Consider the following 24,465-nt stretch of genomic DNA (forward strand, 5'->3'; position numbering starts at 1 on the left):
GTAGCAAGAAGCGGGCCTCCAACCGTCGCGGAGGTGGCGGAAGGTGGCGAGGCGTCTCGCATCCGTCGTCGAGCCGCTTATGCGGGCGGAGCTTTCGGGTAGCGCCGGGTCAGTGCTTCCAGGCGGTGGCGGATGTTCTCAGGTAGCGGGAACTCGTCGCGGTGATAGTGGCGATGACCGGCGACGGCCTGTTCGACCAGGTCGTCGTGCATGCTGCCCATCAGGCCGTTGATGGCGCTGAGGAAGCGCGACATCCGATAGATCCGGTCGTCGGGTTCCAGGGTGCGCACGGTATCGTAGAACGAGACCTGCCGGCTGACGATCTTGCGCATCGCGTGGAACCGGTGTCCCGTGGGTTCTCCGCTTTCGAACCACTGCCTCAGACGGGCGAATTCGGCCTGGCGGAACGCGAGAAAGCCCTCCGCATCGTCGAGGCGGACGGCCTGGACCTCGCATCGCACCGCTAGCCAGGCCGGCCAGGACAGCAACAGGCGCAGGAGCAGCGCATAGCCGAGGACCGCGGCCCGCTGCCGGTTGCGAAACGCGTCCTGCAAATGCCCCATCACCGCCACGGTGGAGCGGAACAGAAGCGGCGCGCGGTGCCGCGATCCGTAAAGCACGAGGGCAAAGCGCAAGTGCTTGTAGCGGGCGCGGACGTGCTTGTAGCGGATTCGCGAATCCTGCGGCAGGTCGCCGGTCAGCAGCAGGGTGCCGACAAGCTCGACCATGTCGGCCCGCGCGGCGCCCTCGCGCCAGAACTGCACGCACAAGTCGAGGCATCGGCGCATTTCCTCGCGCGTGCAGGCGACCGGTATGGGGTCGGGGAGGCTGACGACCGGATCGACGACATCGTCCATCTCGACCGCCTCGAACAGCGCGCCCAGCGTTTCGCGCGAAAAGGTGTCGCGAGCACTCATGCGCGGGCCCCTTGCGCCATGACGTGCGAAAGGTGCCGTCGTCCGCGATAGGCGCCAAGCGTGGGCATCAGCATGAACAGCGCCTTGAGGCAGACGCCGGCCACATAGGCAAGGCCGGCCCCGGTGATCCCGAACAGGTGGATCAGCACGAACAGCAGCACGGCATAGCCCAGCGCCGCGATGCCTTCTGCCACCATTGCCGCCCGCTGCCGGCCGGCCATGTAGAGTAGCGATTCCAGCGGGAAGCTCGCCATGGTGACGATCAGCGAGGCCGTCATGAGCTGCAGCAGGTCGTAGGCCTCGAGGTAGCGCTTGCCGAAGACGAAGCCGATCACCGGCTCGCCACCCAGGATCACCAGCAGCAGGATCAGCAGCCCGATCGCGCCCGAGATCAGCGCGCTGCGGATGGCCAGCAGCCAGGGATGCCCGCTGGCCGGGTCGAGGCGCATGATCTCGGGATAGAAGCTGCGGGCCATGAGGTCCGCCGGCTTGCTGGCGGAATCGAAGAAGGTCGCGGCGATCTTGAAGAGGCCGGCGCTGGCTGGCCCCAGCATGGCGCCGACGATGAGATTGCTGATCGGCCCCCAGGCGGCCCAGATCGAGTGCGCGATGTTGGTCGTCCACACGAAGTCCCACGCGCCCCTGATCCGCCGGCCTGGACCCAACAGGCCCGGGCGAAGCGCGCGCCGGATACCCTGGCGTCGCAGTTCCTGCACGGCCATGAACCACAGGCACAGGTCGCCCGCCAGGTCGGCGAGATACCAGGTCAGCACGAAGCCCGGGAAGCCCAGGTTCCCGAAGTAGGAGATGGCCCCACCCACGGCGCGGAGCAGGGGGGTGACCATCTGCTGGACGGCGATCTGGTCGAACCGGTCGAGCACGCGCAGGATGCCGGTCGGGGTGGCGGCGGTCATCGTCGGGATCAGCGTACAATAGAGCATGGCTATGCCCACGTCGCGCGCGTCGATACCGATGCGTTCGGCGACGAACGGCAGGACGATCAGGCCGGCGGCCATGCCGATAAACCCGCTGGCGAGGTCGAGCCCGAAGGCGAAGCCGGTGACGTCGCGCAGTTCGTCGACGTCGCCGCGGCCGAGCGCGGGGGCGCCGTAGCGCACGATGAACTGCCAGGTCTGGAACTTGACGATCGCGCCGACGCCGTTGGCGTAAGAATGGATCAGCACGAGCACGCCGAACAGCGCCGGCGTCATGCCCCGCCCGGCACAGGCCAGCGCGACGAGGCCCAGCAGGGCGCCGACCAGCTTGCTCGAACCCAGGTAGGAGGCATTGCGCACGATGGTGCGGAACACGCTGTCGGAGAACCAGTGCTTGATGGGCAGGCTCGTGCTCACGCGGCGACCCTGTGCTCTGTGCATTCCACGCGCAGGGTTATCGCCGCCATGGCTTGCGCCAGCACGTCTTCGAGCGGCTGTTCGGCGTCGATTTCCACGATCGGCGCGTCTTCGAACGTGAGCAGCGGCACGTCGGCGATCTTGCGGGCGAGCGAGGAGATGCGGTGGTCGGGCTTGCGGACGACGGCGACCTCCAGCGACACATTGAGGCGCAGCACGAGGTCCGGCGAGCAGGCGGCCATGGCCGCGTAGCGCCGTCGTTCCGCGCGAGCGAGCATGCCCACCAGCCCGGTCTGCCGGGCATTGGCGAGACCTGGCCCGTCCATAGGGCCGGGTACGCCCAGTTGCGGGAAACGATCGGCGATGATGGCATTGCCCTCCGCCCGCAGCCGCATCATACGGCGAAAGCGGCGGACGCGGCGCATCGAGAAGGCGTAGATCACGAGGGCGGCAAGTAGGCCGGGCCCCTTTTCCGTCTGGGCCTTCTGTGCCTTGGCGTGGATCGACTTGTCGAGCCGGCCGCCCAGCAGCGGCAGGCGCGCGATCTGCCGCCCGATGTTGCCCGACTGCTTGCCGAGGTGGCAGATCCGGGTGGGCATGCGCGCGTCCATCCATTCCTGGAGGGCCTGCGTCACGGTCGACTTGCCCGAGCCGTCGCAGCCGACGACGGCGATCAGGGGCGCAAGGGGATAGCTGTTCATGGAAAGGATACCGGGAAGAGAAGAGGAAGCGGGGCTGTCAGGTGTTCAGCCCGTTGCGCCGCAGCACCGCGAGCACGGTCTGGAGGACTTCGTGATAGGGCCGGGTGGCGTCGATATCGACGATCTGCGCCCCGCCGAAACGCAAGCCCGGCACGACGGCGAGCTTCCTTTCGAGCAGGTCGCGCCGGTGATCGGCCTTGCGCGCCAGGGCGGTATCGGCGTCGACGTTCAGCCGGATCACCAACGTCGGCCGGCAGGCCGCCATCTCGGCGTAAAGGACGCGCTCGTGCGCGGCGAGACGTTCCACCAGGGCCGAGCCCTTGCGGGTCCACGACAGCCCCGGGCCATCGAAGCTGCCTGGAACCTCTGCCTGCGGATAGCGGTCGGTGATGACCTGCACGCCGGTCCCGCGATAGTCGAGCACCTTGCGGAAGCGCCGGCGGCGGGCGAGCGAGAAGGCATACATCGCCAGCGCCGTGACGAGGCCGGGCAACCGCTTGTCGGGGCGGTCGTGGGCCTTGCTCGCCTTGCCCGCGAGGTAGCGCTCCACCAACGCGCCGACCACCGGCACTTGCGCGATGCGGCGCCCCAGTTCGCCGGTGCCCAGCCCTAAATATATCGAACGAGTCGGCGCCTGGCGGTCGAGCAGCGCCACGAGATCGCGGGCAAGCGTCGATTTGCCCGATCCGTCGCACCCGACGAGGGCCACGCAGGGCGCGAGGCCGGCGCGGGTTCGGATAACCGGGGGGAATAGGGAAATATCCGGAAGGGCAAGGTACGCGATCTCGCGCGCGGGCAGGTGGATCGTCATGTTCGGTCAGTCGCTTTTCGATACGCGGCGGGCTCGCGCGCGGTGCCTGCATTCAGGCCGAAGCTGGGTCCTAGGCCTTCAAGCTGATGCGAAGCTGATGGCCGGAAAAAGAAAAATCGGCGGTTTGACGGCCTTTCGGGGCTGGCGTAGGCAGCGCTCAGGGGCCCCTGGAACGCGCAGGGGCCGTCCCATTTCAGGTGGAGCCATGCCTTGCCCCGGCTGCTGGTTGCGGAAGACGATGCCGATCTCGGCCGCGCGATGAAGCGGGCACTGGAGTTCGACGGTTATGTCGTCGACCTGCTCGATCGCGGCGACGAGGTGCTCGCCGCCGCCAGCGTCAACAGCTACGACGTGATCCTGCTGGACATCGGCCTGCCGCACATGTCGGGCCTCGAGGCGTTGCGCCAACTGCGCTCCGGGCGCGACGCGACGCCGGTCATCATCATCACTGCCTTCGATCGCACCCCGCATCGGGTCGCCGGCCTCGACGCCGGCGCGGACGACTACGTGGTCAAGCCCGTCGACCTCGAGGAACTGGCGGCGCGGATCCGCTCCCAGCTGCGCCGCAAGGACCGCAGGCAGGACGACAGCGTGAGCGTCGGCGACGTCACGCTGGACTTCACGGGCCACGTCGCGACGCTCGACGGGGCGGCCGTCTCGCTGACCGCCAAGGAGTACCGCGTGCTGGCGCTGCTCATGCGGCGAGCCCGCCGGTTCGTTTCCAAGGCCGACCTCGAGGGCGAGCTATACGACCAGGACCAGTGGGTCGAATCGAACACGATCGAGGTCGCCATCTCCTCGCTGCGGCGCAAGTTCGGGCGCGACTTCATCCGCACCGCGCGCGGGCTGGGCTACATGGTGGGCGGCCGGGAACCGTGAGGCGCTCCTCGCTCTCGACGCGGCTCTACCGGCGGCTGCTGATCCTGCTGGCACTGACGGGCCTCGGGATGGGGGCCATCCTTTATACCGTCGCGAACCGCGAGATCGGCCGTGCGGCGGATGCCCAGCTCGTGAACGCCTCGCGCATGCTCTACATGCTGATGCAGGACGACCTCGCGCCGGCGCTGTTGACGGCGCACGGTCCCAGGTCGTCGGACGACGATCCGCTGCTGACTGCCGAGGAGCGCAAGGCGTTCCAGGCGTCCTACGACTGGTGCATGTTCGTGGTGTTCTGGAACGGCCGGCCGATCGCCCAGTCGGGCTGGGGTGCTCCGGTCGGCCTCGTGCCGCGCCAGACCGGGCTGCACGATTTCAGGGCGGTGAAGGACGAATGGCGCAGCTATGGCCTGCGCGGACGCGATCCGCGCCTGCTGGTCGTCGTCGCCGAGCGTGGCGCGATGCGCGAATTCTCGCTGGTGCCCGTGCTGCGCCAGCTCGCGGTGCCGATGCTGCTGCTGCTCGCGGCGGGGATGGTCGTGCTGTGGTGGACGCTGCGCAAGAGCCTGTCGGAGGTGGAGCGGCTGGCGTCCACGCTGAATGCCCGGTCGCTGTCCGACCTCACCCCACTGGTCCCGACGGAATGGTCGCGCGATCTCGGGCCGTTGATCGTGGCCCTCAACAAGCTGTTCGCGCGGCTGGGTCAGGGCTACGAGCTGGAGCAGGCGTTCACCGACGACGTCGCTCATGAATTGCGCACCCCGCTGGCGGCCATGCGCGCCCAGGCGCAACTGGTGCGCAAGATGGCGCCGGTCCTTCTGGTGGAGGACGTGGGCAGGCTGGTCGCGATGGTCGACCGCGCCAACGACCTGATCGACGGCATGCTGACTCTGGCCCGCCTCGATGCGACGCAAGTATCGAGCCGGTCGGTCGACATTCACGCGCTGGTAGGCGACGTCGTCGCCGAGGCGGCGGTGCGCCTGCCCGCCGACGCGATGGAATTCACCGTCACGCCCGACCATATCGTGCGCTGGCGCTGCGATCCCTCGTCGTTGCGGATCGCCCTGTCGGCGGTTATCGACAATGCGATACGCCATGCCCGCGACGGCGGCCGGCTCGACATCGCCATCGTCCGCAGTTCCGACCGCCTGGCCATCACCGTCGGCGACCGGGGGCGCGGGGTGCAGGCGGCGGATCGCGAGCGCCTGCTCGGCCGCTTTGAACGCGGTGCGGAGCCGACCTCCGGCAGTGGCCTGGGCCTGTCGATCGCCACCAAGGCGATGACTCTGTCGGGCGGCACGATCCGGCTTGACGACCGCCAGGACGGCCCGGGCCTACTCGTGATCCTCACCCTGCAGGCGTCGGGCTACTAGTAAGCGCCGAATCACGCTGATCTGGCCCGGCCGACCCCGAACGGGATCGGCCGGGCGGGCGTTCAGAAGTGGTAGCGAACGGTGCCGAAGACGTTGCGTTCGGCGCCGATGAAGCAGTCGCCGCGAGCCAGGCAGGCCGCGTAGAACTTCTTGTTCGTCAGGTTGTTGGCGTTGATCGAGAGGGACCAGTCGTCGCGGCTGATCTCTACGAGCGCGTCCACCAGGGTCACGTCGGGCGTGACGATGAAGCCATAGGGCGCCTGGGTGCTGCCGACCCATGCGGCCCCGTAGGACAGGCTTTCGCCGACGTAGCGCACGCCGCCGCCCAGCCGGAGCTGCCAGCCCGACACATCCTGGATGGTCTTGTCGATCCATGCCGAGGCCATGTGCTTGGCAAGATTGTCCACCGGCGTGCCGTTGGCATTGCGCGCCTTGGTGTAGCTGTAGTTCGCCCGCAGCACGAAGTTCTCGGGCAGGACGCGGCTGGCTTCCAGCTCGAAGCCCTTGGAGATCACCTCGCCGGCTTGGATCGAGGCGGTGGGGAAGGGATCGGACGGGTTGGGATTGGGGTTGGTGACCAGCCGGTTGCGGTCCTTGATGTGATAGGCGGTGGCGTTGACCAGCGTGTAGCGGTCCGGCGCCCACTTGATGCCGGCTTCCAGTTGGCGTCCCGACTGCGGGCGATAGGCATTGCCCTTGGGATCGTTGCCGGTGATCGGCAGGAAGCTTTCGGTGTAGCTGAAGAAGGGGGAGATGCCCCAGGCCAGCTCGCCGATGATGCCGGCGCGCATGGTCGTGGCCTTTGCCTTGACGTCGGCCTTGCCGAGTGCCTTGGTGGTCACGTCGTCATGACGCAGCCCGACGACCACCGAGACGCGGTCCCAGAACCGGACCTGATCCTGGCCGTAGAAGCCGAGCTGGCTCTGTTCGGGCCGGGTGACGGTGCTGGTGCTCGCCATCGTCGGCGTGTCGAACCGGCGCGGGTCCGTCGTATCGTAAAGGTCGATCACGTTGACCCCGGTCGCAAAGCTGGCCGTCGCCAGCGAGGTCGATCGCCGGTCGATCCTGTTCCAGCTATAGTCCACGCCGGCCAGCAGCAGGTGCTCGACCTGGGCGCCGGTATTGAAGCGCGCCTGCACGTTGTTGTCCGTGCTGAAGATCTTCATCCGCGCATACGTCGCGCTGCCCGCCAGGCGGATGGTCCGCCCGTCGGCACCATAGGGCGCCAGCGGGCTGGAGTAGCTGTTCGGGTACTGCGAGACGTAGTCGACGTGGCTGTCGATGTAGCGCGCCTTCAGGCTGAGCTTGATCGCGTCGTTGAAGCTGTGGTTGACGATGCCGGTGCCCTGCAGCAGCCGGCCGTCGTAGCGGTCGAAGCCGGGAGTGCCGGGGAAGGTGTCGTTGGACAAGTGCCCTGCGACCGGGTTGTCGAACAGCGTGCCGATCAGCGGCAGGAAGGTCGATTGCGAGCCGCCGTCGTCCTCCTGGTACAGGCCCAGCAGGGTCACCTCGGTGGACGCACTGGGCCGCCACTTGATCGAGGGCGCGACCATCACGCGGTCGTCGGTGATGCTGGTCACCTGCGTGCCCGAATCCCGGACGCGGCCGACGATACGGGCGGCGATGGTGTCGGTGAGCGGTCCGGTGAGATCGGCCATCGCCTCCTTGCGGTCGAACGAGCCGTAGACGATCGCGGCGTCGCCGTGGGTCTCGAATTCGGGTGCCTTGGAAACGAGGTTGAAGATGCCGCCGATAGAGCTTTGCCCGAACAGCACCGAGGCGGGACCGCGAACCACTTCGATGCGCGAGAAGTTGTACGGGTCGGCGCGGATGCTGGCGTAGCTGTCGTAGACGTCGCGCATGCCGTCGCGGAACTGCAGCGGGCTGGTGCCGCGGATGCGGTTGCTGTCGACGCGGCCGTCGGTGCCGTACGTATTGGCCTGGACGCCGGATACGTAGCGGAACGTGTCCGCAACCGAGATCGCGCCTTGCGAGATGTAGGTCTCGGCATCGATGATGGTGATCGGCTGCGGTGTCTCGAGCAGTGGCGAATCGGTCTTGGTCCCGGCCGAGCTGCGTTCGAGAGCGCCTGTGACGATGATGGGGTCTTCGCCTTCCTTGTCCTCGGCCGCCCACGCGGTGCCGGTGTGAAGTGCTGCAAGCGCCAGGCCGCATGCGGCCACGGTTTTCCGGTTCATTGGTGCCCCCCTTGACGAACCATGTGACGAACGATCGGCCCACTACCGATAATGCGAATAGTTGTCATTAGCATTTTTGGCATATCGAGAGATTCCGGCGAGATCATGCCCTCGCGTCGCCGCACCACTCTCGCTACGATGGGCCATGAGCTTTTTCGACCAGATCGAGAGCGGCGTCGCCGCAAGGACGCCGCCTGCTGAGGAACAACCCGATTTCGTCGTCGTGGACGTCGAGACCGCCTGCGCCCGCGTCAGCAGCATCTGCCAGATCGGTATCGTCGGCTTCCGGGACGGGCGCGAGATCCTAGCCTATGAGACGCTGGTCGATCCGCGCGACGAATTTTCACCGTTCAACGTGGGTATCCACGGCATCACGGCCGGGCATGTCGAGGGCGGTCCCACGTTCAGCGACATCCATGCGACCGTCGCCGGCCACATCACGGGGCGGCTGACCGTCGCCCATTCCGGTTTCGACAAAGGGGCGCTCGCGGCGGCATGCCGGATCGGCGACCTCGCCATGATCGAGACGACGTGGCTGGACAGTGTGCGGGTAGCCAAGCGAGCCTGGCCCGAGCTTTCGAGCCATCGCCTGAACGTGCTGTCGCGCTTTCTCGGGATCGAACACCGCCACCACGACGCCCTGAGCGATGCGCGGGCGGCCGGCATGGTGATCGTGAAGGCGATCGAACATACCGGTATCGACTTGCAGGGGTGGCTGGCAAAGCCGGCAAAGTTCCAGGTCTCGGCACCCAAGCCCGCTGCCCAGGGCCCACTCAAAGGGGAGCGCATCGCGATCCTGGGCGAGGCGCGCGACGGCGTGCTGGCGCAGTTCATCGCCCAGGCCGGCGGACGGATCGCCACCACGGTCGGCCCCAGGACGACCATGCTGGTCATCAGCGCGAAGCAGCCCTTCGGTCGCTGGGTGACCGCCGATGCCCTGCATCGCAAGGCGGAGGCATTGCGCGATGCCGGCCGGCCAATCGCGATTCTGACCGAGCAAGCGCTCCGCGACCGGCTTGGGGCGATGGTGTAACACCGCCGCAAGATCGTTTGCATGGGATCGCCATCGCGACCGCGCCTTCGCTGGGGGCGAAACACACGCCGGTGTAATGTTGCCAAGCTCTAGGCAAGCACCGAAATCCTATTATAAGTCTGACAAATGAATGCGGGCATGGTGCTCGGACCGGGGGGAATCATGCGACGGGGCATCAATTTCGGCGCGCTGTGCCTTGTCGCTTCGGTCCTCGGCGCGACCGGGGCGCGGGCCGAGGTCATTTACGATCCCGCCACGCGCGTATTCCGGCTGGTCGGCGGCGAGACGGAATATGATCTTGGCATCGATCCGGAAGGCTATGTCCAGTCGCTACACTGGGGCGCGGCCTTGGGGGCCCCCGCACCCTTGGCCGCAGGCCCGGGTGCGGGGGCCGCGGGTCCCGACGCGCCGCATCAGAACCTGCCGCAGGAATTTGCCGGGCAAGGCGAAGGCTTCGTTCCGGAGCCAGGCATCAAGGTAGCCTTTTCCGATGGCAACCGCGACCTCGTCCTGCGCTACGCCGGCCACCGGATCGCCGGGAACACGCTGTTCCTAGAACTCAGAGACATCGCGCGCCCGCTCCTGGTGACGCTGCGCTACGATGTCGATCCGGCCACCGGCGTCGTCTCGCGCTCGGCCGTGGTGCGCAATGGCGGTAAGGCGTCGGTTCGCCTCGACCAGTTCCTGTCAGCCACCTTCACGCTGCCGTACCAGCCGGACTATCGCCTGTCCTACATGACCGGCCGCCACGCCAGCGAGTGGACGATGAACCGCACGCCCGTGACCGGCGCGGCGACCGTCATGGAAAGCCGGCGGGGCTCCACCAGCTACCACGCGAACCCATGGTTCTCGCTGGATCGGGAAGGGCTGACCACGGAAGAGAGTGGCCCTGTCTGGTTTGGTGCGCTCGGCTGGTCCGGGTCATGGCGCATCGGCGTCGGGCGCGACCTGTTCGGCCGGGTCAGGATGGCCGGTGGCTTCAACCCCTATGACTTCGCCTGGACCCTGAAGCCGGGCGAGACGCTGGAAAGCCCGGTGTTCCATGTCGGCTACAGCGACCATGGCCGCGGCGGCGCGGCGCGGCTCATGCACCGTTTCGTGAACGGCTCGATCCTTCCGGAGGGAAGCCGCACCCGCCCGCGCAAGGTCCTCTACAACAGCTGGGAAGCAACCGGGTTCGACGTGACCGAAGCGGGTCAGATGGCGCTTGCCGAAAAGGCCGCAAGCATTGGCGTCGAGCGTTTTGTGATGGACGACGGCTGGTTCGGCGCGCGCGACAGCGATCGGGCGGGGCTGGGGGACTGGTCGCCCAGCAGGACCAAGTTTCCCAACGGCCTCAAACCTCTCATCGACAAAGTAGCTCGCCTCGGCATGGAGTTCGGCCTCTGGGTCGAGCCCGAGATGGTCAACGCGGACAGCGCGCTGTACCGCGCGCACCCCGACTGGGTGATGAACTTCCCCGGCCGGCCGAGGACCGAGGCGCGCAACCAGCTCGTCCTCAACCTGGCACGCACCGATGTGCGGGACCATGTCCTCGCCGCGCTCGACCGATTGCTGAGCGAAAACAACATCCGCTTCATCAAGTGGGACTACAACCGGACCTGGTCGGAACCGGGCTGGCCCGAGCGGGCGGCAGGCGACCAGCAGCGGATCTACGTGGACTACGTCCGCAACCTTTATTTCATCCTGGCAGAGTTGCGGCGACGCCATCCCGGCGTCGAGTTCGAGGCGTGTTCCAGCGGGGGCGGGCGCGTGGACCTTGGCATCCTGCGCTATTCGGACCAGGTCTGGACCTCGGACAACACCGACCCCTTCGAGCGGCTGGCGATGCAGGGGAACTTCACCAGCGCCTATCCGGCGTCGGTCATGATGGCCTGGACCACCGAGTGGGGCGATCCCGGCGCAAGCTTGGAATATCGCTTCCTGTCCGCCATGCAGGGCGGGCTGGGCATCGGCAACGACCTCAATGCCTGGACCCCGCAGGACTTCCGCACGGCGAAGGCGATGGTGGCGGCGTACAAGCGCGTTCGAGCGACCGTCCAGCACGGCGAACTCTATCGCCTCGCCCCGCCGGACGGGACCACGCCCTACAGCGATACGCTCTATGTCGCGGCGGACCGGGCTCAGGCGGTATGGTTCCACATGGGGCATTCGGTCGCCGTGCGGGACAATGTCGGGCCGGTCCTCCTGCGCGGGCTGGACGCAGATGGCGTCTATGCCGCGGCCATGATCGACGGAGGCGCCTTGCCGGAAGGCATCCCCGCAAAAGCGTCGGGCGCCTGGTGGATGTCTCGCGGCGGCGTCGTTCCGCTCAAAGGCCAGTATGCCGGCGTCGCGGTGGTGTTGAGCAGGCAATGACGGCCGCTTGCATTCCAAATAATACTCCGACAAAATATTCCATCGGAACGGGATCGAGGACGCATCATGGATATCTCTCGCCGCGCAGCGATGATCGCTGCCGCCGTCGCGCCGCTTGCCGGTCTTGCCGGAAAGCAGGCCGCCGCCAGCGCCGCAGCGCCTGCGAGGGCCGCGCTCGCGCCCCGGCCGCCGATGGGTTGGAATAGCTGGAACAGCTTTGCCGGCACGATCACCGAGGCACAGTCGCTGGAGATCGCCGCGATCATGCGCGAGAAGCTGCTGCCCGCCGGATACGATACCTTCACGGTCGATATCCAGTGGTACGAACCGGAGGCCCGCAGTTACACCTACAACGCGAACCCCGTCCCCGCGCTCGATGCGAACGGACGGCTGGTGCCGGCTCCCAACCGCTTTCCGTCCGCGGCGGGCGGCAAGGGATTCGCACCACTGGCGGCCAAAGTCCATGCGATGGGTCTGAAGTTCGGCATCCACGTCATGCGCGGCATCGCCCGGCATGCCGTGGAGCGGAACTTGCCGATCCTGGGTACTTCCCATCGCGCGCGCGACATCGCCGATACCTCCAGCACCTGTTCGTGGAACCCCGACATGTACGGCGTGGACATGGCCAAGCCGGGTGCGCAGGACTATTACGACGGACTGTTCCGCCTCTATGCTTCGTGGGGCGTGGACTTCGTCAAGATGGACGACATGAGCCGCCCCTATGACGCCCATGCCCCCGAGATCGAGGCCGCCGCCCTGGCCATCGCCCGCTGCGGGCGCCCGATGGTGCTGAGCCTGTCGCCTGGCGAGACGCCGATCGTCCACGCCGATCACGTCCGCCGTCATGCGCAGATGTGGCGGATCTCGGATGATTTCTGGGACGAATGGGCGCAACTGGCGGCCCAGTTCACGCGGCTGGAGAACTGGGCGCCACACCGGCGGCCGGGAGCCTGGCCCGATGCGGACATGCTGCCGCTCGGCCGCCTCGCGCTCGGCGCGCGCGATACGCGCTTCACCGTGGACGAGCAGCGCACGCTGATGACGCTCTGGTCGATTGCGCGCTCGCCGCTGGTCATGGGTGGGGACCTGCGCCACCTGGATGCCGCGACGCTGGCGCTCCTGACCAATCCGGACGTACTGGCCGTCAACCAGGCGAGCCGGGACAACATGCCGCATTACTTCGTCGACGGCGAAAGGGCGTGGACGGCCTCTAGCGAGGACGGACGCCATCGGTACCTTGCCTTGTTCAACCTCACCGAACAGCCGCGCGAAGTCTCGTTCCCGCTCGCCACTCTGGGGATCGGCTCCGCCGTGGCGGTGCGCGACTTATGGCTGCGGGAAGACCTGAGGCCGGTGCAGGGGCGCCTGTCGGCGCATCTGGCGCCTCACGCCAGCGCGCTGTTCCGGTTGGGATAGGCGCGGCGCGTCGATCACCCCTCGTCCCCGCACTTGTCCATCGGCATGGAGACATAGTCCAGCTTCACGTCCGAAATGCTGATGTCCGCGGGGCCGGTCGATTGCAGGACCAGCGGCGCGGTGACGGCCTGAATGGTCGCGCCGCGGGCGGTGAAGCACTGCAGGGGAATGGCAAGGCGGGCCCAGGTGCCGGGCTGGACCGACGACAGCGTTCGTGAGATCGGCACTTGCGCCAGTTTGTCGCCGCTCTGGAGTCCGGCCGTGATGGCCCCGGCAGGCTTCGCCTCCAAGCGGTATTCGATTACCAGGCTGATCTCGCCGTTGCTCTCGCGCGAGAGGTCGAAGGGGCGCGGGGCGGTGAAGGCGAGATTGCCGGGCCCGGGCCAGGTGAGGCGTTTGGCGTCCTCCTGCGCGCGGCGGTCGGTGCCGGCCTGGCGCACCCCTTGAGCCTCGATCGACCAACCCGGCGGCGTCTGGCCGCGACCGTAGAAGACGCTGGGATTGGCCTCGGCCATGCCGGCGGGGCGCGTCTCGTCGAGGCGGGGGACCTTGCCGGGCTTGGCGTAGGTCAGGCCGTAGCCGAAAGGGAACAGCGGGTCGTAGCCCGGATCGCGCCGGTTGAGCACGTACTGGTCGGGCCGTTTGGGCCACGAGAAGCTGAGCTTGCCGGTGAAGTCGTGGGCCGGCTTGCCATCGGGCCGTGCGAACAGCACGTCGGCGACGCCGCCGCCCTCGCTGCCGGGCAGGAACGCGGCGACGAAGGCGTCGGACGCGTTGATCGCGGCATTGACCCAGAGCGGGCGGCCCGAAAGGAACACCGCCACCACTGGCACGCCCGCCGCCTGGAACCGCTTGAGCATCTCCAGGTCGTGCTTGTCGCCGGGGCTGTATTCGAGATTGGCCACGTCGCCCTTGAATTCGGCATAGGGTTTCTCGCCGAAAACGACGATCGCGGCGTCGGGCTTCCTGGTGAACGTGCCGTCGGGAGCGTAAGTGGCCGTGCCGCCGCCGGCCTTGACCGTCTCCTCGATGCCCTTCCAGATGGACTGGGCATTGGGGAAGGCGGAGTTGGGCACGTCGATGCCCTGCCAGGTGATCGACCAGCCGCCGGCCTGCTGGCTGATGCTGTCGGCCGCCTCGCCCGCGACGAGGATGTCGGCGGCGGGCTTGAGGGGCAGCACGCCTTCGTTCTTGAGCAGCACCAGCGATTCACGCACCGCGCGCCGGGCGATCGCCTTGTGCCCGGCCGAGCCGAACACCTCGAACTTGCCTGCGAAGGCGCGCGAGGAGGGGCGGCCGCGATCGAACGTCCCGGCGCGCAGCTTGACGCGCAGGATGCGGCGCACAGCGTCGTCGAGGCGCGCGGCGGGGATCGTGCCGTCCTTCGCCTCGCGCAAGGTGTTGGTATAGAGCAGCTTCCAGTCGGGGCCGGAATACATGAACATGTCGAGCCCGGCGTTGATCGCCTGCGGGCAATCCTCGTTAGTGCAGCCCCTGACCTGGCCGTGGCTGTTCCAGTCGCCCACCACGAAGCCGTCGAAGCCCATGCGCTGCTTGAGCACCCCGGTGAGCAGCGATTGGTTGCCGCTCATCTTCTCGCCGTTCCAGCTCGAGAAGCTGGCCATCACCGACTGGGTGCCCGCCTCGATCGCGGCCGGATAGCCGCCAAGGTGTACGTCGCGCAGCACTTCTTCGGACACACGGGTGTCGCCTTGGTCGCGCCCGCCGGTGCCGCCGTCGCCGAGGAAATGCTTGGTGGTGGCGATCAGGTGGTCGGGGGCGAGAAAGTTATTCGTCCCGACCTTGCCCTGCACGCCCTGGATCATCGCGCCGGCATAGTCGGCCGCGATCCGCGGTTCTTCCGAATAGCTTTCGTAGGTGCGGCCCCAGCGATCGTCCTGCACCACCGCGAGGGTCGGCGCGAAAGTCCAGTCGAGCCCGGCCGCCGCCGTTTCCAGCGCGGTCACCCGGCCGATCTCGCGGATCAGCGCCGGATCGCGCGCGGCGCCCAGCCCAATGTTGTGCGGGAAGAGGGTGGCGCCGACGATGTTGTTGTTGCCGTGGACCGAATCGGTGCCCCAGATGATCGGGATCTTCGGACCCGTGCCCGCCATCGAGGCGTCGTAGTATTCGTCCGCCAGTTGCAGCCACTTGGCGGGCGAGGCGTATTCGTCGCCATAAGGGCCCGAATTGCCGCCGTTGAGCACCGATCCGATCCGCCTCGCGCGCACGTCCGCCGGCGTGATCGAGCCGATGTCGACCTGGATGAGCTGGCCGACCTTGTCCTCCACCGACATGGCCGCAAGTAGCGCGTCGATGCGTTTTTCGACTTTGGCGTCGCGCCGGGGCATCGCCTCGACCCTGGGCCAGATCTCGGGGTGGGCGGTAGAGGAAGCAGCGGGAGCCTGCGCTGCTACCGGGCCTGTCAGCAGGCCGAGGCTAAGGGCGTAAAGCGAGATACGGGGCAGCGCGTTCATCGGGTCACTCCTTCAGGGCTTGATCGTCTGCGGCCGGAGCATCGCCGAGCCGCGCAGCGCGGCGTCTCCCGCGAACCGGCCCACCGCCAGCGCGTAGGCGCCGCCGTCGAGCTGCCACTTGCGGCGCGCCTCGTCGAAGCGTGCGATCACGCGTGGGTCGACGGTCATCGAGACGCGGCGGGTTTCGCCCGGCGAAAGCGAGAGCTTGTCAAACCCGGCGAGGCGCCAGGCGGCGATGCCGGCACTGCCCTTGGCCTCGACGTAAAGCTGCGGAACCGCCGCGCCGACCCGCGCGCCGGTGTTCGTCACGTCGAAGCTGACGGTCAGCGCGGCGCCGTCCTGTACGTTGAGGTTGGCATAGACGAAGCGAGTGTAGGTCAGGCCATGGCCGAACGGGAACAGCGGCTTGCGGCCGGTCTTCGCGTACCAGCGATAGCCGACCTCGGCGCCCTCGGGGTAGTCGACCGCGAAGGGCGCGACGCCGCCGGTCATCCCGTAATTGCTGGTATCGCCCGCTTCGCGCCGGGCATCGGCAGCGTGGAGTTCGGCAAGGCCCGCCGGCTGGGCACGCGGGGCCTGCGCGGCGCTGGCGGGGAAAGTGATCGGCAGGCGGCCCGAAGGCGCGACGTCGCCGAACAACACGTTCGCGATCGCCTCGCCGCCGCGCTGGCCGGGATACCACGCTTCGAGCAGCGTCGGCACCTTGGCGAGCCACGGCATCTCGACCGGACCGCCGGTTTCGAGCACCACGATGGTCTTGCGGTTGGCCGAGGCCACCGCATCGATCACCGCGTCCTGGTTGCCGGGCAGGCGCATCGTCTCTGGGTCCTGCGCCTCCGTCTGCCACTGCCAGCCGAACACGATCGCGAGGTCGGCGCTCTTCGCCGCCTGCGCCGCCGCCCTGGCATCGCTGCCGTCGACGTAGGTGACTTCGGCTTGGGGCACGAGCGCCTGGATCGCCTTGAGCGGCGAGGAGGCGTGCCAGGTCATCCGCGCGAAGGAGGCGGCGGCGCCCTTGGTCAGCGCGATCTCCACCGGCACGCCGCCGACGGAGCGGACCTGCGACGAGCCGCCGCCCGACAGCACGCCGACGTCGGCATGGCCGCCGATCAGGACGATGCGCCGCGCGGTCTTGGCCAGCGGCAACAAGTCGCCTTCGTTCTTGAGCAGGACGATGCCCTCCTCGGCGGCGCGCTGGGCGACCTCGGCGCTGGCGGCATAGTCGATCTGGCGCGCGGTTGCAGGCACCGGATCGTCCATCAGGCCCGTGGCGATCATGCCGTAAAGGATGCGCTCTACCATGTCGTCGAGCCGCGCCATCGGGATGCGCCCCGCCTTCACCGCCTCCTCGAACGGCTTGCCGAAGTGGATCGCGTCGTCCAGCTCCTGGCCCGATTCCTGGTCGAGCCCGCCGAGCGCGGCCTTGTCCGTCGAATGGACCGCGCCCCAGTCGGACATGACCCAGCCCTTGTAGCCCCAGTCCTGCTTGAGGACGGTGTTCAGCAACCAGTCGTTCTCGCAGGCGTAGTCGCCGTTGACCTTGTTGTAGGCGCACATGACCGAGCCGGGCTGGCCGATCTCGTTGGCGATCTCGAAGGCGAGCAGGTCGCTTTCGCGCAAGGCCGCCTTGTCGATCCGTGCGTCGAGCACGGTGCGGCCGGTCTCCTGCGCATTGAGCGCGAAGTGCTTGATGGTTGAGACGATGTGGTTGCTCTGGACGCCGCGGATGTGCTCGCCCGCCATCACGCCCGACAGCAGCGGGTCTTCGCCCAGGTATTCGAAGTTGCGCCCGTTCCACGGGTCGCGCGTCAGGTTGACGCCGCCGGCCAGCAGGACGTTGAAGGTCTTGGCACGCGCCTCGGCGCCGATCATCGCGCCGCCGGCATAGGCGAGCGCGGGGTTGAAAGTGGCGGCGGTGGCGATGCTGGCGGGAAGCGCGGTGGCGGTATCGCCCTTGCGCTGCTCGATCTGGTTGGCGACGCCAAGGCTCGCGTCGCTTTCGCGCAGGATCGGGATGCCCAGGCGCGGCACGCCCGGGACGTGGCCGGCGGACGAGACCATCGCGATCGGCTGCGCGGGCTTGGCCAGCGGTGGGAAGTAGCCGTGGACGATCGCCAGCTTCTCTTCGGTCGTCATCGCCGCGACCAGCGCCCGGCTTCGCGTCTCGGCGGAAAGAGCGCGGTCGCTGCCGGCGGCGGTGGCGGGCAGTGGAAGCGTCGATTGCGAGGCGACGGGAGCGGCAAGGGCGCTACTGACGAGGAGAAGGGGAGCCAGGGCTTTGCAGGTCATCGGATGCCTTTGAAAGAACGGACTTCGGGGCGAGCGTCGCGGATGGAGCACAATCGCGCTGGCGTCGACGGGCGAACCTCTATGGTCCGATTTTTGGGCGGCGGCGGTCAAGCCGCCGCCCGGGGATGGCGCCCGGGCCTCAGGAGGAGAAGAGGCCGGGGCGCCGGGGGGATTGGCGAGGTGGACGGCTTTGCTCCACCCCTTTCTCGTCGTTCCCGCGCGGTCCGCGATCGCGCTTCAGAAGTTGGCCTTGGCACGTATGCCCCAGGTACGGGGCGGTTGCAGGTTGGAGAGGAATACCGGGTCGTAGCGCGGGGTGCCGAAGGCGCCGGCGCCGGTGCGGATCCTGCCGTTCTCGATGTTCTGGACGAACGCCTCGACCGAGTAGTTGCGGTCGGCCGACTGGTAGCGCAGCGAGGCGTCGGAGCGGAAGTAGGCCTTCTGGCGATCCCAGTCGGTGCCGTTGGTGCCGCGATCGGGCATGTTGTCGGCGGGATCGTTGACGTTGACGAAGGGGTTGGCGTCGCCGTTGAAGTAGCTCAGCCAGCTGCGCGTCTCGTAGTGGGTGGAGATGCGCGGGGTGATCGTCGCGCCGCTCGCCAGCACGAAGTCGTGCTCGTAGCTCGCCGTCGCCGAGAAGCGCGGGGCGTGGGCCAGCTCGTTGCCCTTGAGCTGGACGATCGAGGAGGCCTTGCCACCATCGTAGAGGCGGCCGTCGACGCTTTCGAGGTCGTCCAGCTTGGTCTTCTGGAGGGTGCCGGAGAACTGCAGGCGGTCGTTGTCGGTGAGGTTCGCGGTCAGTTCGGCCTCTAGCCCGTAGGCGGTGGCGCCCTTGGCGTTCTGGGTGACGATCTGGCTGCGGATGACGTTGCCGGCATCGTCGCGGAAGGTGACGGCCTGGTTGACCTGGTAGCCCTTGAAGTCGCTGTAGTAGGCGGCGAGGTTCAGCGTCAGGCGGCGGTCGAACAGGCGTGTCTTGAGGCCGACTTCGTAGTTCGTCAGCGTTTCCGGGTCGGTCAGTCCGGCATTGTCCTGGATGTTGCCTGACTTGAAGCCGGTGCTGATGCTGGCATAGCCCAGCGTATCCTCGGCAAGGTCCGCGTCGACGCGGGCGAGGTAGGTGAGCTTGTCCCACTTGCCCTTCACGTCGTTGCTGGCGATCGAGAAGCCGGGCAGCAGGGCGACCAGTTCCTGCGCGGTGGCACCGGGATAGGCACCGAAGATGCCGCGCTGGCAGGCGCCACCGGGAGCGAGGTCGGCCGGGGTGCAGCCTTCGCCCGAATAGGTCACGTTGCGGCCGCCGATGTCCTCCTTCTTGTCGGAGGTGTAGCGCAGTCCGCCAGTGACGCGCAGGGCGTCGGTGACGTGCCACACCGCCTGGCCGAACACCGCGCGGCTGTCGATCTGGCGGTTGGCCTGGATGAAGCTGCCGGCCCAGCTGAAGGTGCCGTCGCGATAGCCGTTGCGCTGGTCGATGTCGAACCGGATGCGGTTCTTCTCGTGGCTGTAGTAGGCGCCCAGGATCCAGTCGATCGCCTGCTCGCCCGAGGACTTGAGCTGGAGTTCGTGGCTCTGGAAATCATAGCGCGAGGACAGCGTGCGGTTCTCGCCGAAGGCGCCGAGCGGCAGGTCGTTGCCCGCCGCGTCGACGGTGCCGGTGGGCGGCAGAGCGCCCGCGTCGGCGTCGGTCTGCGTCGAGCCGCCGATGCGCGACCAGCCGGCGATGTAGCCCAACTGGATGCCGTCGGTCAGGTCGTAGTTCATCGAGGAGCGCACCGCGACCGAGTAGCGGTCGGTATCGGGCGCGGTGTCGGACAGGGTGGACCAGCGCTTGGTCCCGGGGCGTGGGGTCTGTAGCAGGCCGATCACCGGGGCGCCGGTGTCCCAGAACGCCTCGGCCGAGAGGTTCCAGCTGAACTTGTCGCCGGGCTGCCACAGCAGCGAGCCACGGACCGACTTCTGGTCGGCGGCATAGTACTTCTTGCCGCTGGTTACGAAGGCCGACTTGTTGATCCCGGCAAGGTCGGGCGCGGGCTGGAAGTCGGCGTATCCGTCGTGCCGGTCGGTGACGAAGGCGACGCGCGCGGCCAGGGTCTCGGTGATCGGAATGTTGATGGCGCCGCGAATGCCGAGGCGGTCGTAGTTGCCGCCGGTGACCTCGACGTTGCCCGAGAACTCGCCGAGCTTGGGCTTGGCGGAGATCAGGCTGAGCGCGCCGACGGTGGCGTTGCGGCCGAACAGCGTGCCCTGAGGTCCGCGCAGCACCTCGACCCGCTCCATGTCGTACATCAGCACGGAGGCGCCCTGCGAGCGCGGCGAATAGATGCCGTCGACGTAGATCGCGACTTCGGGGTCGGCGACTTCGGTATAGGCGCTGTCGTTGCCGATACCGCGCAGGGTCAGCAGGACCGCAGACTGGTCGCCCTGCTGGTTGAACTGGAGCGAGGGGACGAACTTGGCGAGGTCGGTGACGTCCTTGACCTGCTGCCGGTCGAGCTGCGCCTGGCCGAAGGCCGACACCGCGATCGGCGTGGACTGCAAGGTGGTTTCACGGCGCGTCGCAGTGACGATGATGTCACCGTCGGAGGCCTGCGGGGCAGCTGCGGCAGGTCTGGGGGCGGAGGCGTCCTGCGCCAGCGCCGGGGTCATCGCACAAATTGCAGTCGCGAGCGCAGTGCCCGCGACGAGCGCGTACCTCGTCATCATCTCTCTCCCTGAAGCATGGAAACTGCTTTCGTGGGCGCCATACACCAGAGCTTGACATCGATGTCAATCCAGTTTCTGACATCGATGTCAAAGAAGACAAGCGGGCGCTTTCCCGCCATGGCAATGCGCGATAGGATGCCGCAACACATGACTGTCCTGATGGCCGACGCCGAGAATCCCTGCCTGGAAGCGAATCCCGAAAGCGTCGCGAACCGCCTTTTTCGGCTGTCGATCGGCGTGTTCTTCATCGGTGGCTTCCTGACTTCGTCGGTGAGCCTGCTGGTCCCGCAGCTCAAGCTGATCCTGGCGCTCGACTATGCCGAGGCGCTGCTGGTGCAGTTGGCCTTCCATGCCAGCTACCTGCTTTTCGCCCTGCCGATCACGGCGTTCATCGTCGCCGTCGGCTACATGCGGGCCATCACGACGGGGCTGGCGGTCATGGCGGCCGGGTGCCTGTCGCTGGCGATCGCGCAGAACGCGCTGTCCTTTGCCCTGGTGCTGGGGGCGCTGCTGCTGCTCTCGGCCGGGCAGACGTTCCTGCAGATGGCGTCGAACACGGTAGTGACGGTGATCGGGCCCTCGCGCGGTGCGGCGCGGCGTTTGACGCTGCTCCAGGGTTTCAATTCGCTGGGCACGGTGGCGGGACCGATGGTCAGCGCCCCGCTGCTGCTGGCGGACCGGGGTGCGGCGCCGGCAGGCGCTTTTGCGACCACGCTGCCTTTCGCGGGAACGGCAGCGGTGACGACGCTGCTGGCCTTCGCCTATTTCCGGCACCGCGGGCTGCTTTCGCGGCAGAACGAAGCGCAGCGGTTCGTATCGACGCGGCAGATGTTTCGCATCTTCGGGCAAGTCCGTCGCCTGCGCTGGGGAACGCTGGCGATCTTCGTCTATGTCGGAGCGGAAGTCACCATCGGTGCCCTGCTGCCCAGCGTGCTGATGCGGCCCGACCGGCTGGCGGCCAGCCCTGTCGCTGCCGGCCAGCTCGTCAGCCTCTATTGGGGAGGAGCGATGCTGGGGCGCTTCGTGGGTGCCTGGGTGATGACGCGGGTGGACGAGGCCAGGTTGCTTGCCGCCGTTGCCTTCGGCGCGGTCGCGCTGACGCTGGCGGCGATCGTGCTGCCGGGCGTTCCGGGTGCCACCGTGCTCATCGCGGTCGGCCTGTGCAACGCCATCATGTATCCCACCATCTACGCGCTGGCCTTCCCCGAGGACGAGCGCCAGGCGCCCGTGGCTTCGATGTGGCTGTGCATGGCGGTCGTCGGCGGCGCGCTCGTACCGCTGCTGACCGGCGCCGTGGCGGACAGGGCCACGTTGCTGCCGTCGCTGGCCGTGCCCGCGGCCTGCTACCTCATCATTGCCTGCTTCGCATCGCTGTGCGCACGGCAGCCGGAGCGCCGTTCATGAAGATGGTCACGATCAAGGACGTCGCCGCCCGCGCGGGTGTCTCGCCCAAGACGGTGTCGCGGGTCATCAATGGCGAGGACCACGTCCGCTCCGAGATCCGCGAGACCGTGCAGCGCGTCGTCGCCGAACTGAACTACCGCCCGAACGCCTTTGCCCGCAGCCTGTCGAGTTCGCGTTCCTACCTGCTCGGGCTGTTCATCGACGATCCGGTTTCGGGTTATGCCGCCGAAGTCCAGCACGGCGCGCTACTGCGCTGTCGCGAGCGCAGCTATCACCTCGTCGTGGAGCCCGTCGACCTGCAGGGGGCCGGGTGGCAGGACCAGGTCCGCGACAGCATCTCCAGCCTCAGGCTCGACGGGGCGATCATCGCGCCCCCCGTCTGCGACGATGGCGAACTGCTGGCGATCTTCGCCGAAGTCGGCCTGCCACACGTGCTCATCGCTCCTTCTAGCGAGCCCGAAAGCTCGGGCGCGGTGTGGATGGACGATCGCTGCGCGGCGCGCGAGATGACGCAGTACCTGCTGGACCTTGGCCATCGGCACATCGGCTTCATCCAGGGACCGCTCAGCCACAGCGCCTCGTTGCGCCGGGAAGAAGGCTTTCGCGCTGCCCTTGGCGACGCGGGCGTCGCAGTGGACGAATGCGCAGTGCTGCGCGGCGATTTCAGTTTCCGCTCCGGGCTGGAACTGGGCGAGGCGCTGCTGAGCGCGCCGGTGCCGCCTGGCGCGATCTTCGCGTGCAACGACGACATGGCGCTCGGCGTGCTGATTACGGCGATGAAGCGGGGGATCGTCGTCCCGGACCAGCTTTCGATCTGCGGCTTCGACGATGTCGCGTCATCGCGTGCGGCGTGGCCGCAGATCACCACCATCCGCCAGCCCAAGGCGGAAATGGCCGGAGCGGCGGTGGATATACTGACGGACCCGGCGTTTCGCAGGCAGGCTGCCGGCCCTGCCGTCCGCCTGATGCTGCCGCACGAACTGGTCGTGAGAGGCAGTACCGGCCCGGCCGCCTGAGGATCAGCTCTTGGTCGGCGGGAAGTCGGCAGGCTCCCATCCGCCGCCGAGCGCCCGGAACGAGGCGATGGCGGCTTGGGTCGCAGCTACCTGAGCCCGGATGCGGGCGTCACGGGTGGCGAGGAGGCGGCTGTCGGAATCGAGTACCTCGATCAGGCTGACGACGCCGCCCCTGTACGCCGCGAACGAGGCCGCCCGCGCCCTGGCCAGCGAGGTTTCGCCGTTGGCCAGGATGCCTTCCTGCCGACCGCGGTTGGCGAGCGCCGAAAACGCGTCTTCCACGTCCTGCGTGGCGCGCAGGATCGACAGGCGGTAGGCGGCGAGGGCCTCCGCATTGCCGCCTTTCGCCGCGGCGACCTCGGCGTCGATCCGGCCGAAGTCGAAAAGCCGCCAGCGCAGGCCTGCGGCGCCCTGCGCCTGGAGGGCGTTGCCGGTGAACAGGCCTGCGGTTCCCATCGTCGCCGTGCCCAGCAGGCCGGAGAGCGACAGCTTGGGATAATATTCGGCCAGAGCGGCGCCGATGCGCGCGTTGCTGGCGGCCAGCCGCCGTTCGGCGACGATCACGTCGGGCCGTCGGCGCAGCAGGTCGGCCGGGGCGATGTCGCCGCCCAGGCCGGGTCCGGCTGGGACCGGCTTGAGCATCGCCATTTCCGCGCGACAGGTTCCCGGCATGGTGCCGAGCAGGACATCCAGTCCGTTGGTGGCCTGGTCCAGTGCGTTCTGGAGATCGGGCACCGTCGCCGCGACCTGCGACAGCGCGCCTTCCGCCTGCCGCACCTGCAATTCGGCGGCGACGCCCTTGGCGTATTGCAGGCGGATGGTGTCGAGCAGGCGCTGTTGCGTATCGACCTGGCCCCGCGCCACCGCCAGCCGCGCCTGCAGGCCACGGATCAGGACGTAGGTGTCGGCGGTGTCGGCCGCGACGATCAGGCGGGCCGCATAAGTAGCGGCGAGGGCACCCTGGTAGTCGGCGAGCGCCGCTTCGCGCTGCCGGCGCAGGCTGCCGAACAGGTCGACCTCCCAGCTCGCGCCCAGGTTCGCCTCGTATTGCTCGCCGTCGCGGTCGTAGCCCGGCTGGGCGCTGGCGATCCGGCCGATCGGCGTTTCGTTGGACTGGTGGCCTACGCCTGCCTGTCCGCTGATCTGGCCGGAGGGAAGCAGCGCCGCCGTGGCGCTGCCCAATTGCGCGCGAGACTGTTGCGCGCGGGCCGTTGCCTGGGCGAGGTCGAGGTTCTGGGCCAGCGCCCTGTCGATCAGCGACGACATTTGCGGATCGCCGAACGCATCCCACCAACGCGCGAGGTCGACCTGCCGGGTCCCCTGGTTCGGGGGGGCGCCCATGAAAGAGGCAGGTGTCGTCACTTGCGGCCGTTGATAGTCGGGGCCGACCGCGCAGGCGGCGAGGGCAAGCGGTGCGCAGGCGAGGGCGAGGGGGCGAAAGCGCATGGCAGGGGTCCGCAATTGGCATTTGAACTTCAGTGACGAATAATCATATCGGTCACTCGTTGTCAACTTGGCAACGGTGAGGTATCTGGTGT

Annotated in this window: 16 protein-coding genes; 7 read left to right on the forward strand and 9 right to left on the reverse strand. The window is 67.8% G+C overall.

Translation table 11 applies throughout. The features are described 5' to 3' along the window. Positions 1 to 77 precede the first annotated feature (77 nt). Genes ACFFDA_RS04440 through ACFFDA_RS04455 form a run of 4 tightly spaced genes read right to left on the reverse strand, consistent with a single transcriptional unit; the run spans position 78 to position 3,781 of the window. Positions 78 to 917 (reverse strand): hypothetical protein, encoded by an 840-nt coding sequence (locus ACFFDA_RS04440; RefSeq protein WP_404476394.1) that lies wholly within the window; start codon positions 915 to 917, stop codon positions 78 to 80. After that, entirely contained in the window at positions 914 to 2,269 is a 1,356-nt protein-coding gene (locus ACFFDA_RS04445; RefSeq protein ID WP_404476395.1) for a lipopolysaccharide biosynthesis protein, read from the reverse strand. The genes ACFFDA_RS04440 and ACFFDA_RS04445 overlap by 4 nt, the downstream gene beginning before the upstream one ends. Then, complete coding sequence (locus ACFFDA_RS04450; protein WP_404476397.1) at positions 2,266 to 2,970, reverse strand: nucleoside triphosphate hydrolase; 705 nt, start codon at positions 2,968 to 2,970, stop codon at positions 2,266 to 2,268. Before ACFFDA_RS04450 ends, ACFFDA_RS04445 begins: the two co-directional genes overlap by 4 nt. 37 nt (positions 2,971 to 3,007) lie before the next feature. Beyond that, on the reverse strand, positions 3,008 to 3,781 hold the full coding sequence (locus ACFFDA_RS04455) for a hypothetical protein (RefSeq protein ID WP_404476399.1): 774 nt from the start codon (positions 3,779 to 3,781) through the stop codon (positions 3,008 to 3,010). A gap of 210 nt (positions 3,782 to 3,991) precedes the next feature. Here ACFFDA_RS04455 and ACFFDA_RS04460 point away from each other — a divergent pair, with 210 nt between their 5' ends. Together ACFFDA_RS04460 and ACFFDA_RS04465 are read left to right on the forward strand one after the other, a co-directional pair. Next, positions 3,992 to 4,660, forward strand: a complete 669-nt coding sequence (locus ACFFDA_RS04460; protein ID WP_404476401.1) for a response regulator transcription factor — start codon at positions 3,992 to 3,994, stop codon at positions 4,658 to 4,660. Continuing rightward, positions 4,657 to 6,030: a sensor histidine kinase gene (locus ACFFDA_RS04465; protein WP_404476402.1), complete on the forward strand. Its 1,374-nt coding sequence runs from the start codon at positions 4,657 to 4,659 to the stop codon at positions 6,028 to 6,030. Before ACFFDA_RS04460 ends, ACFFDA_RS04465 begins: the two co-directional genes overlap by 4 nt. Before the next feature lie 62 nt (positions 6,031 to 6,092). On the opposite strand, the gene ACFFDA_RS04470 is transcribed toward ACFFDA_RS04465, so the two are convergent. After that, positions 6,093 to 8,228 carry a TonB-dependent siderophore receptor gene (locus ACFFDA_RS04470; protein WP_404476403.1) on the reverse strand — a complete coding sequence of 712 codons (2,136 nt, stop codon included), beginning with the start codon at positions 8,226 to 8,228 and terminating at the stop codon, positions 6,093 to 6,095. Between the two features lie 145 nt (positions 8,229 to 8,373). Between ACFFDA_RS04470 and ACFFDA_RS04475 the strand changes: the two genes are divergently transcribed. The 3 genes from ACFFDA_RS04475 to ACFFDA_RS04485 all read left to right on the forward strand — a co-directional run bounded on the left by ACFFDA_RS04475 (position 8,374) and on the right by ACFFDA_RS04485 (position 13,035). Next, entirely contained in the window at positions 8,374 to 9,261 is an 888-nt protein-coding gene (locus ACFFDA_RS04475) for an exonuclease domain-containing protein (RefSeq protein ID WP_404476405.1), read from the forward strand. A gap of 162 nt (positions 9,262 to 9,423) precedes the next feature. After that, the gene (locus ACFFDA_RS04480) at positions 9,424 to 11,619 is read left to right on the forward strand and encodes an alpha-galactosidase (protein ID WP_404476407.1); all 2,196 of its coding nucleotides are present in this window, start codon (positions 9,424 to 9,426) and stop codon (positions 11,617 to 11,619) included. Between the two features lie 66 nt (positions 11,620 to 11,685). Beyond that, positions 11,686 to 13,035, forward strand: coding sequence for a glycoside hydrolase family 27 protein (locus ACFFDA_RS04485; protein WP_404476408.1), 1,350 nt, complete (start codon positions 11,686 to 11,688; stop codon positions 13,033 to 13,035). A gap of 14 nt (positions 13,036 to 13,049) precedes the next feature. Here ACFFDA_RS04485 and ACFFDA_RS04490 read toward each other — a convergent pair whose 3' ends face one another. The 3 genes from ACFFDA_RS04490 to ACFFDA_RS04500 all read right to left on the reverse strand — a co-directional run bounded on the left by ACFFDA_RS04490 (position 13,050) and on the right by ACFFDA_RS04500 (position 20,504). Beyond that, entirely contained in the window at positions 13,050 to 15,512 is a 2,463-nt protein-coding gene (locus ACFFDA_RS04490) for a glycoside hydrolase family 3 N-terminal domain-containing protein (RefSeq protein WP_404476410.1), read from the reverse strand. A gap of 12 nt (positions 15,513 to 15,524) precedes the next feature. Next, the gene (locus ACFFDA_RS04495) at positions 15,525 to 17,801 is read right to left on the reverse strand and encodes a glycoside hydrolase family 3 C-terminal domain-containing protein (RefSeq protein ID WP_404476412.1); all 2,277 of its coding nucleotides are present in this window, start codon (positions 17,799 to 17,801) and stop codon (positions 15,525 to 15,527) included. Positions 17,802 to 18,038: 237 nt separating this feature from the next. Then, on the reverse strand, positions 18,039 to 20,504 hold the full coding sequence (locus ACFFDA_RS04500) for a TonB-dependent receptor (protein WP_404478298.1): 2,466 nt from the start codon (positions 20,502 to 20,504) through the stop codon (positions 18,039 to 18,041). A 150-nt stretch (positions 20,505 to 20,654) separates the two neighbouring features. Between ACFFDA_RS04500 and ACFFDA_RS04505 the strand changes: the two genes are divergently transcribed. Beyond that, positions 20,655 to 21,911, forward strand: coding sequence for an MFS transporter (locus tag ACFFDA_RS04505; protein WP_404476414.1), 1,257 nt, complete (start codon positions 20,655 to 20,657; stop codon positions 21,909 to 21,911). Continuing rightward, positions 21,908 to 22,927, forward strand: coding sequence for a LacI family DNA-binding transcriptional regulator (locus ACFFDA_RS04510; RefSeq protein WP_404476415.1), 1,020 nt, complete (start codon positions 21,908 to 21,910; stop codon positions 22,925 to 22,927). The genes ACFFDA_RS04505 and ACFFDA_RS04510 overlap by 4 nt, the downstream gene beginning before the upstream one ends. 3 nt (positions 22,928 to 22,930) lie before the next feature. Here ACFFDA_RS04510 and ACFFDA_RS04515 read toward each other — a convergent pair whose 3' ends face one another. Next, complete coding sequence (locus ACFFDA_RS04515) at positions 22,931 to 24,373, reverse strand: efflux transporter outer membrane subunit (protein WP_404476417.1); 1,443 nt, start codon at positions 24,371 to 24,373, stop codon at positions 22,931 to 22,933. Positions 24,374 to 24,465 lie beyond the last annotated feature (92 nt).

It is taken from the genome of Novosphingobium sp. BL-52-GroH, from assembly GCF_044813085.1.
Taxonomy (GTDB): Bacteria; Pseudomonadota; Alphaproteobacteria; order Sphingomonadales; family Sphingomonadaceae; genus Novosphingobium.

Bases quoted from the DNA above. Each gene is read 5' to 3' on its own strand.
- ACFFDA_RS04440 (WP_404476394.1), bottom strand. From the start codon at position 917: ATGAGTGCTCGCGACACCTTTTCGCGCGAAACGCTGGGCGCGCTGTTC.
- ACFFDA_RS04450 (WP_404476397.1), bottom strand. From the start codon at position 2,970: ATGAACAGCTATCCCCTTGCGCCCCTGATCGCCGTCGTCGGCTGCGAC.
- ACFFDA_RS04455 (WP_404476399.1), bottom strand. From the start codon at position 3,781: ATGACGATCCACCTGCCCGCGCGCGAGATCGCGTACCTTGCCCTTCCG.
- ACFFDA_RS04470 (WP_404476403.1), bottom strand. From the start codon at position 8,228: ATGAACCGGAAAACCGTGGCCGCATGCGGCCTGGCGCTTGCAGCACTT.
- ACFFDA_RS04475 (WP_404476405.1), top strand. From the start codon at position 8,374: ATGAGCTTTTTCGACCAGATCGAGAGCGGCGTCGCCGCAAGGACGCCG.
- ACFFDA_RS04480 (WP_404476407.1), top strand. From the start codon at position 9,424: ATGCGACGGGGCATCAATTTCGGCGCGCTGTGCCTTGTCGCTTCGGTC.
- ACFFDA_RS04485 (WP_404476408.1), top strand. From the start codon at position 11,686: ATGGATATCTCTCGCCGCGCAGCGATGATCGCTGCCGCCGTCGCGCCG.
- ACFFDA_RS04490 (WP_404476410.1), bottom strand. From the start codon at position 15,512: ATGAACGCGCTGCCCCGTATCTCGCTTTACGCCCTTAGCCTCGGCCTG.
- ACFFDA_RS04495 (WP_404476412.1), bottom strand. From the start codon at position 17,801: ATGACCTGCAAAGCCCTGGCTCCCCTTCTCCTCGTCAGTAGCGCCCTT.
- ACFFDA_RS04500 (WP_404478298.1), bottom strand. From the start codon at position 20,504: ATGACGAGGTACGCGCTCGTCGCGGGCACTGCGCTCGCGACTGCAATT.
- ACFFDA_RS04505 (WP_404476414.1), top strand. From the start codon at position 20,655: ATGACTGTCCTGATGGCCGACGCCGAGAATCCCTGCCTGGAAGCGAAT.
- ACFFDA_RS04510 (WP_404476415.1), top strand. From the start codon at position 21,908: ATGAAGATGGTCACGATCAAGGACGTCGCCGCCCGCGCGGGTGTCTCG.
- ACFFDA_RS04515 (WP_404476417.1), bottom strand. From the start codon at position 24,373: ATGCGCTTTCGCCCCCTCGCCCTCGCCTGCGCACCGCTTGCCCTCGCC.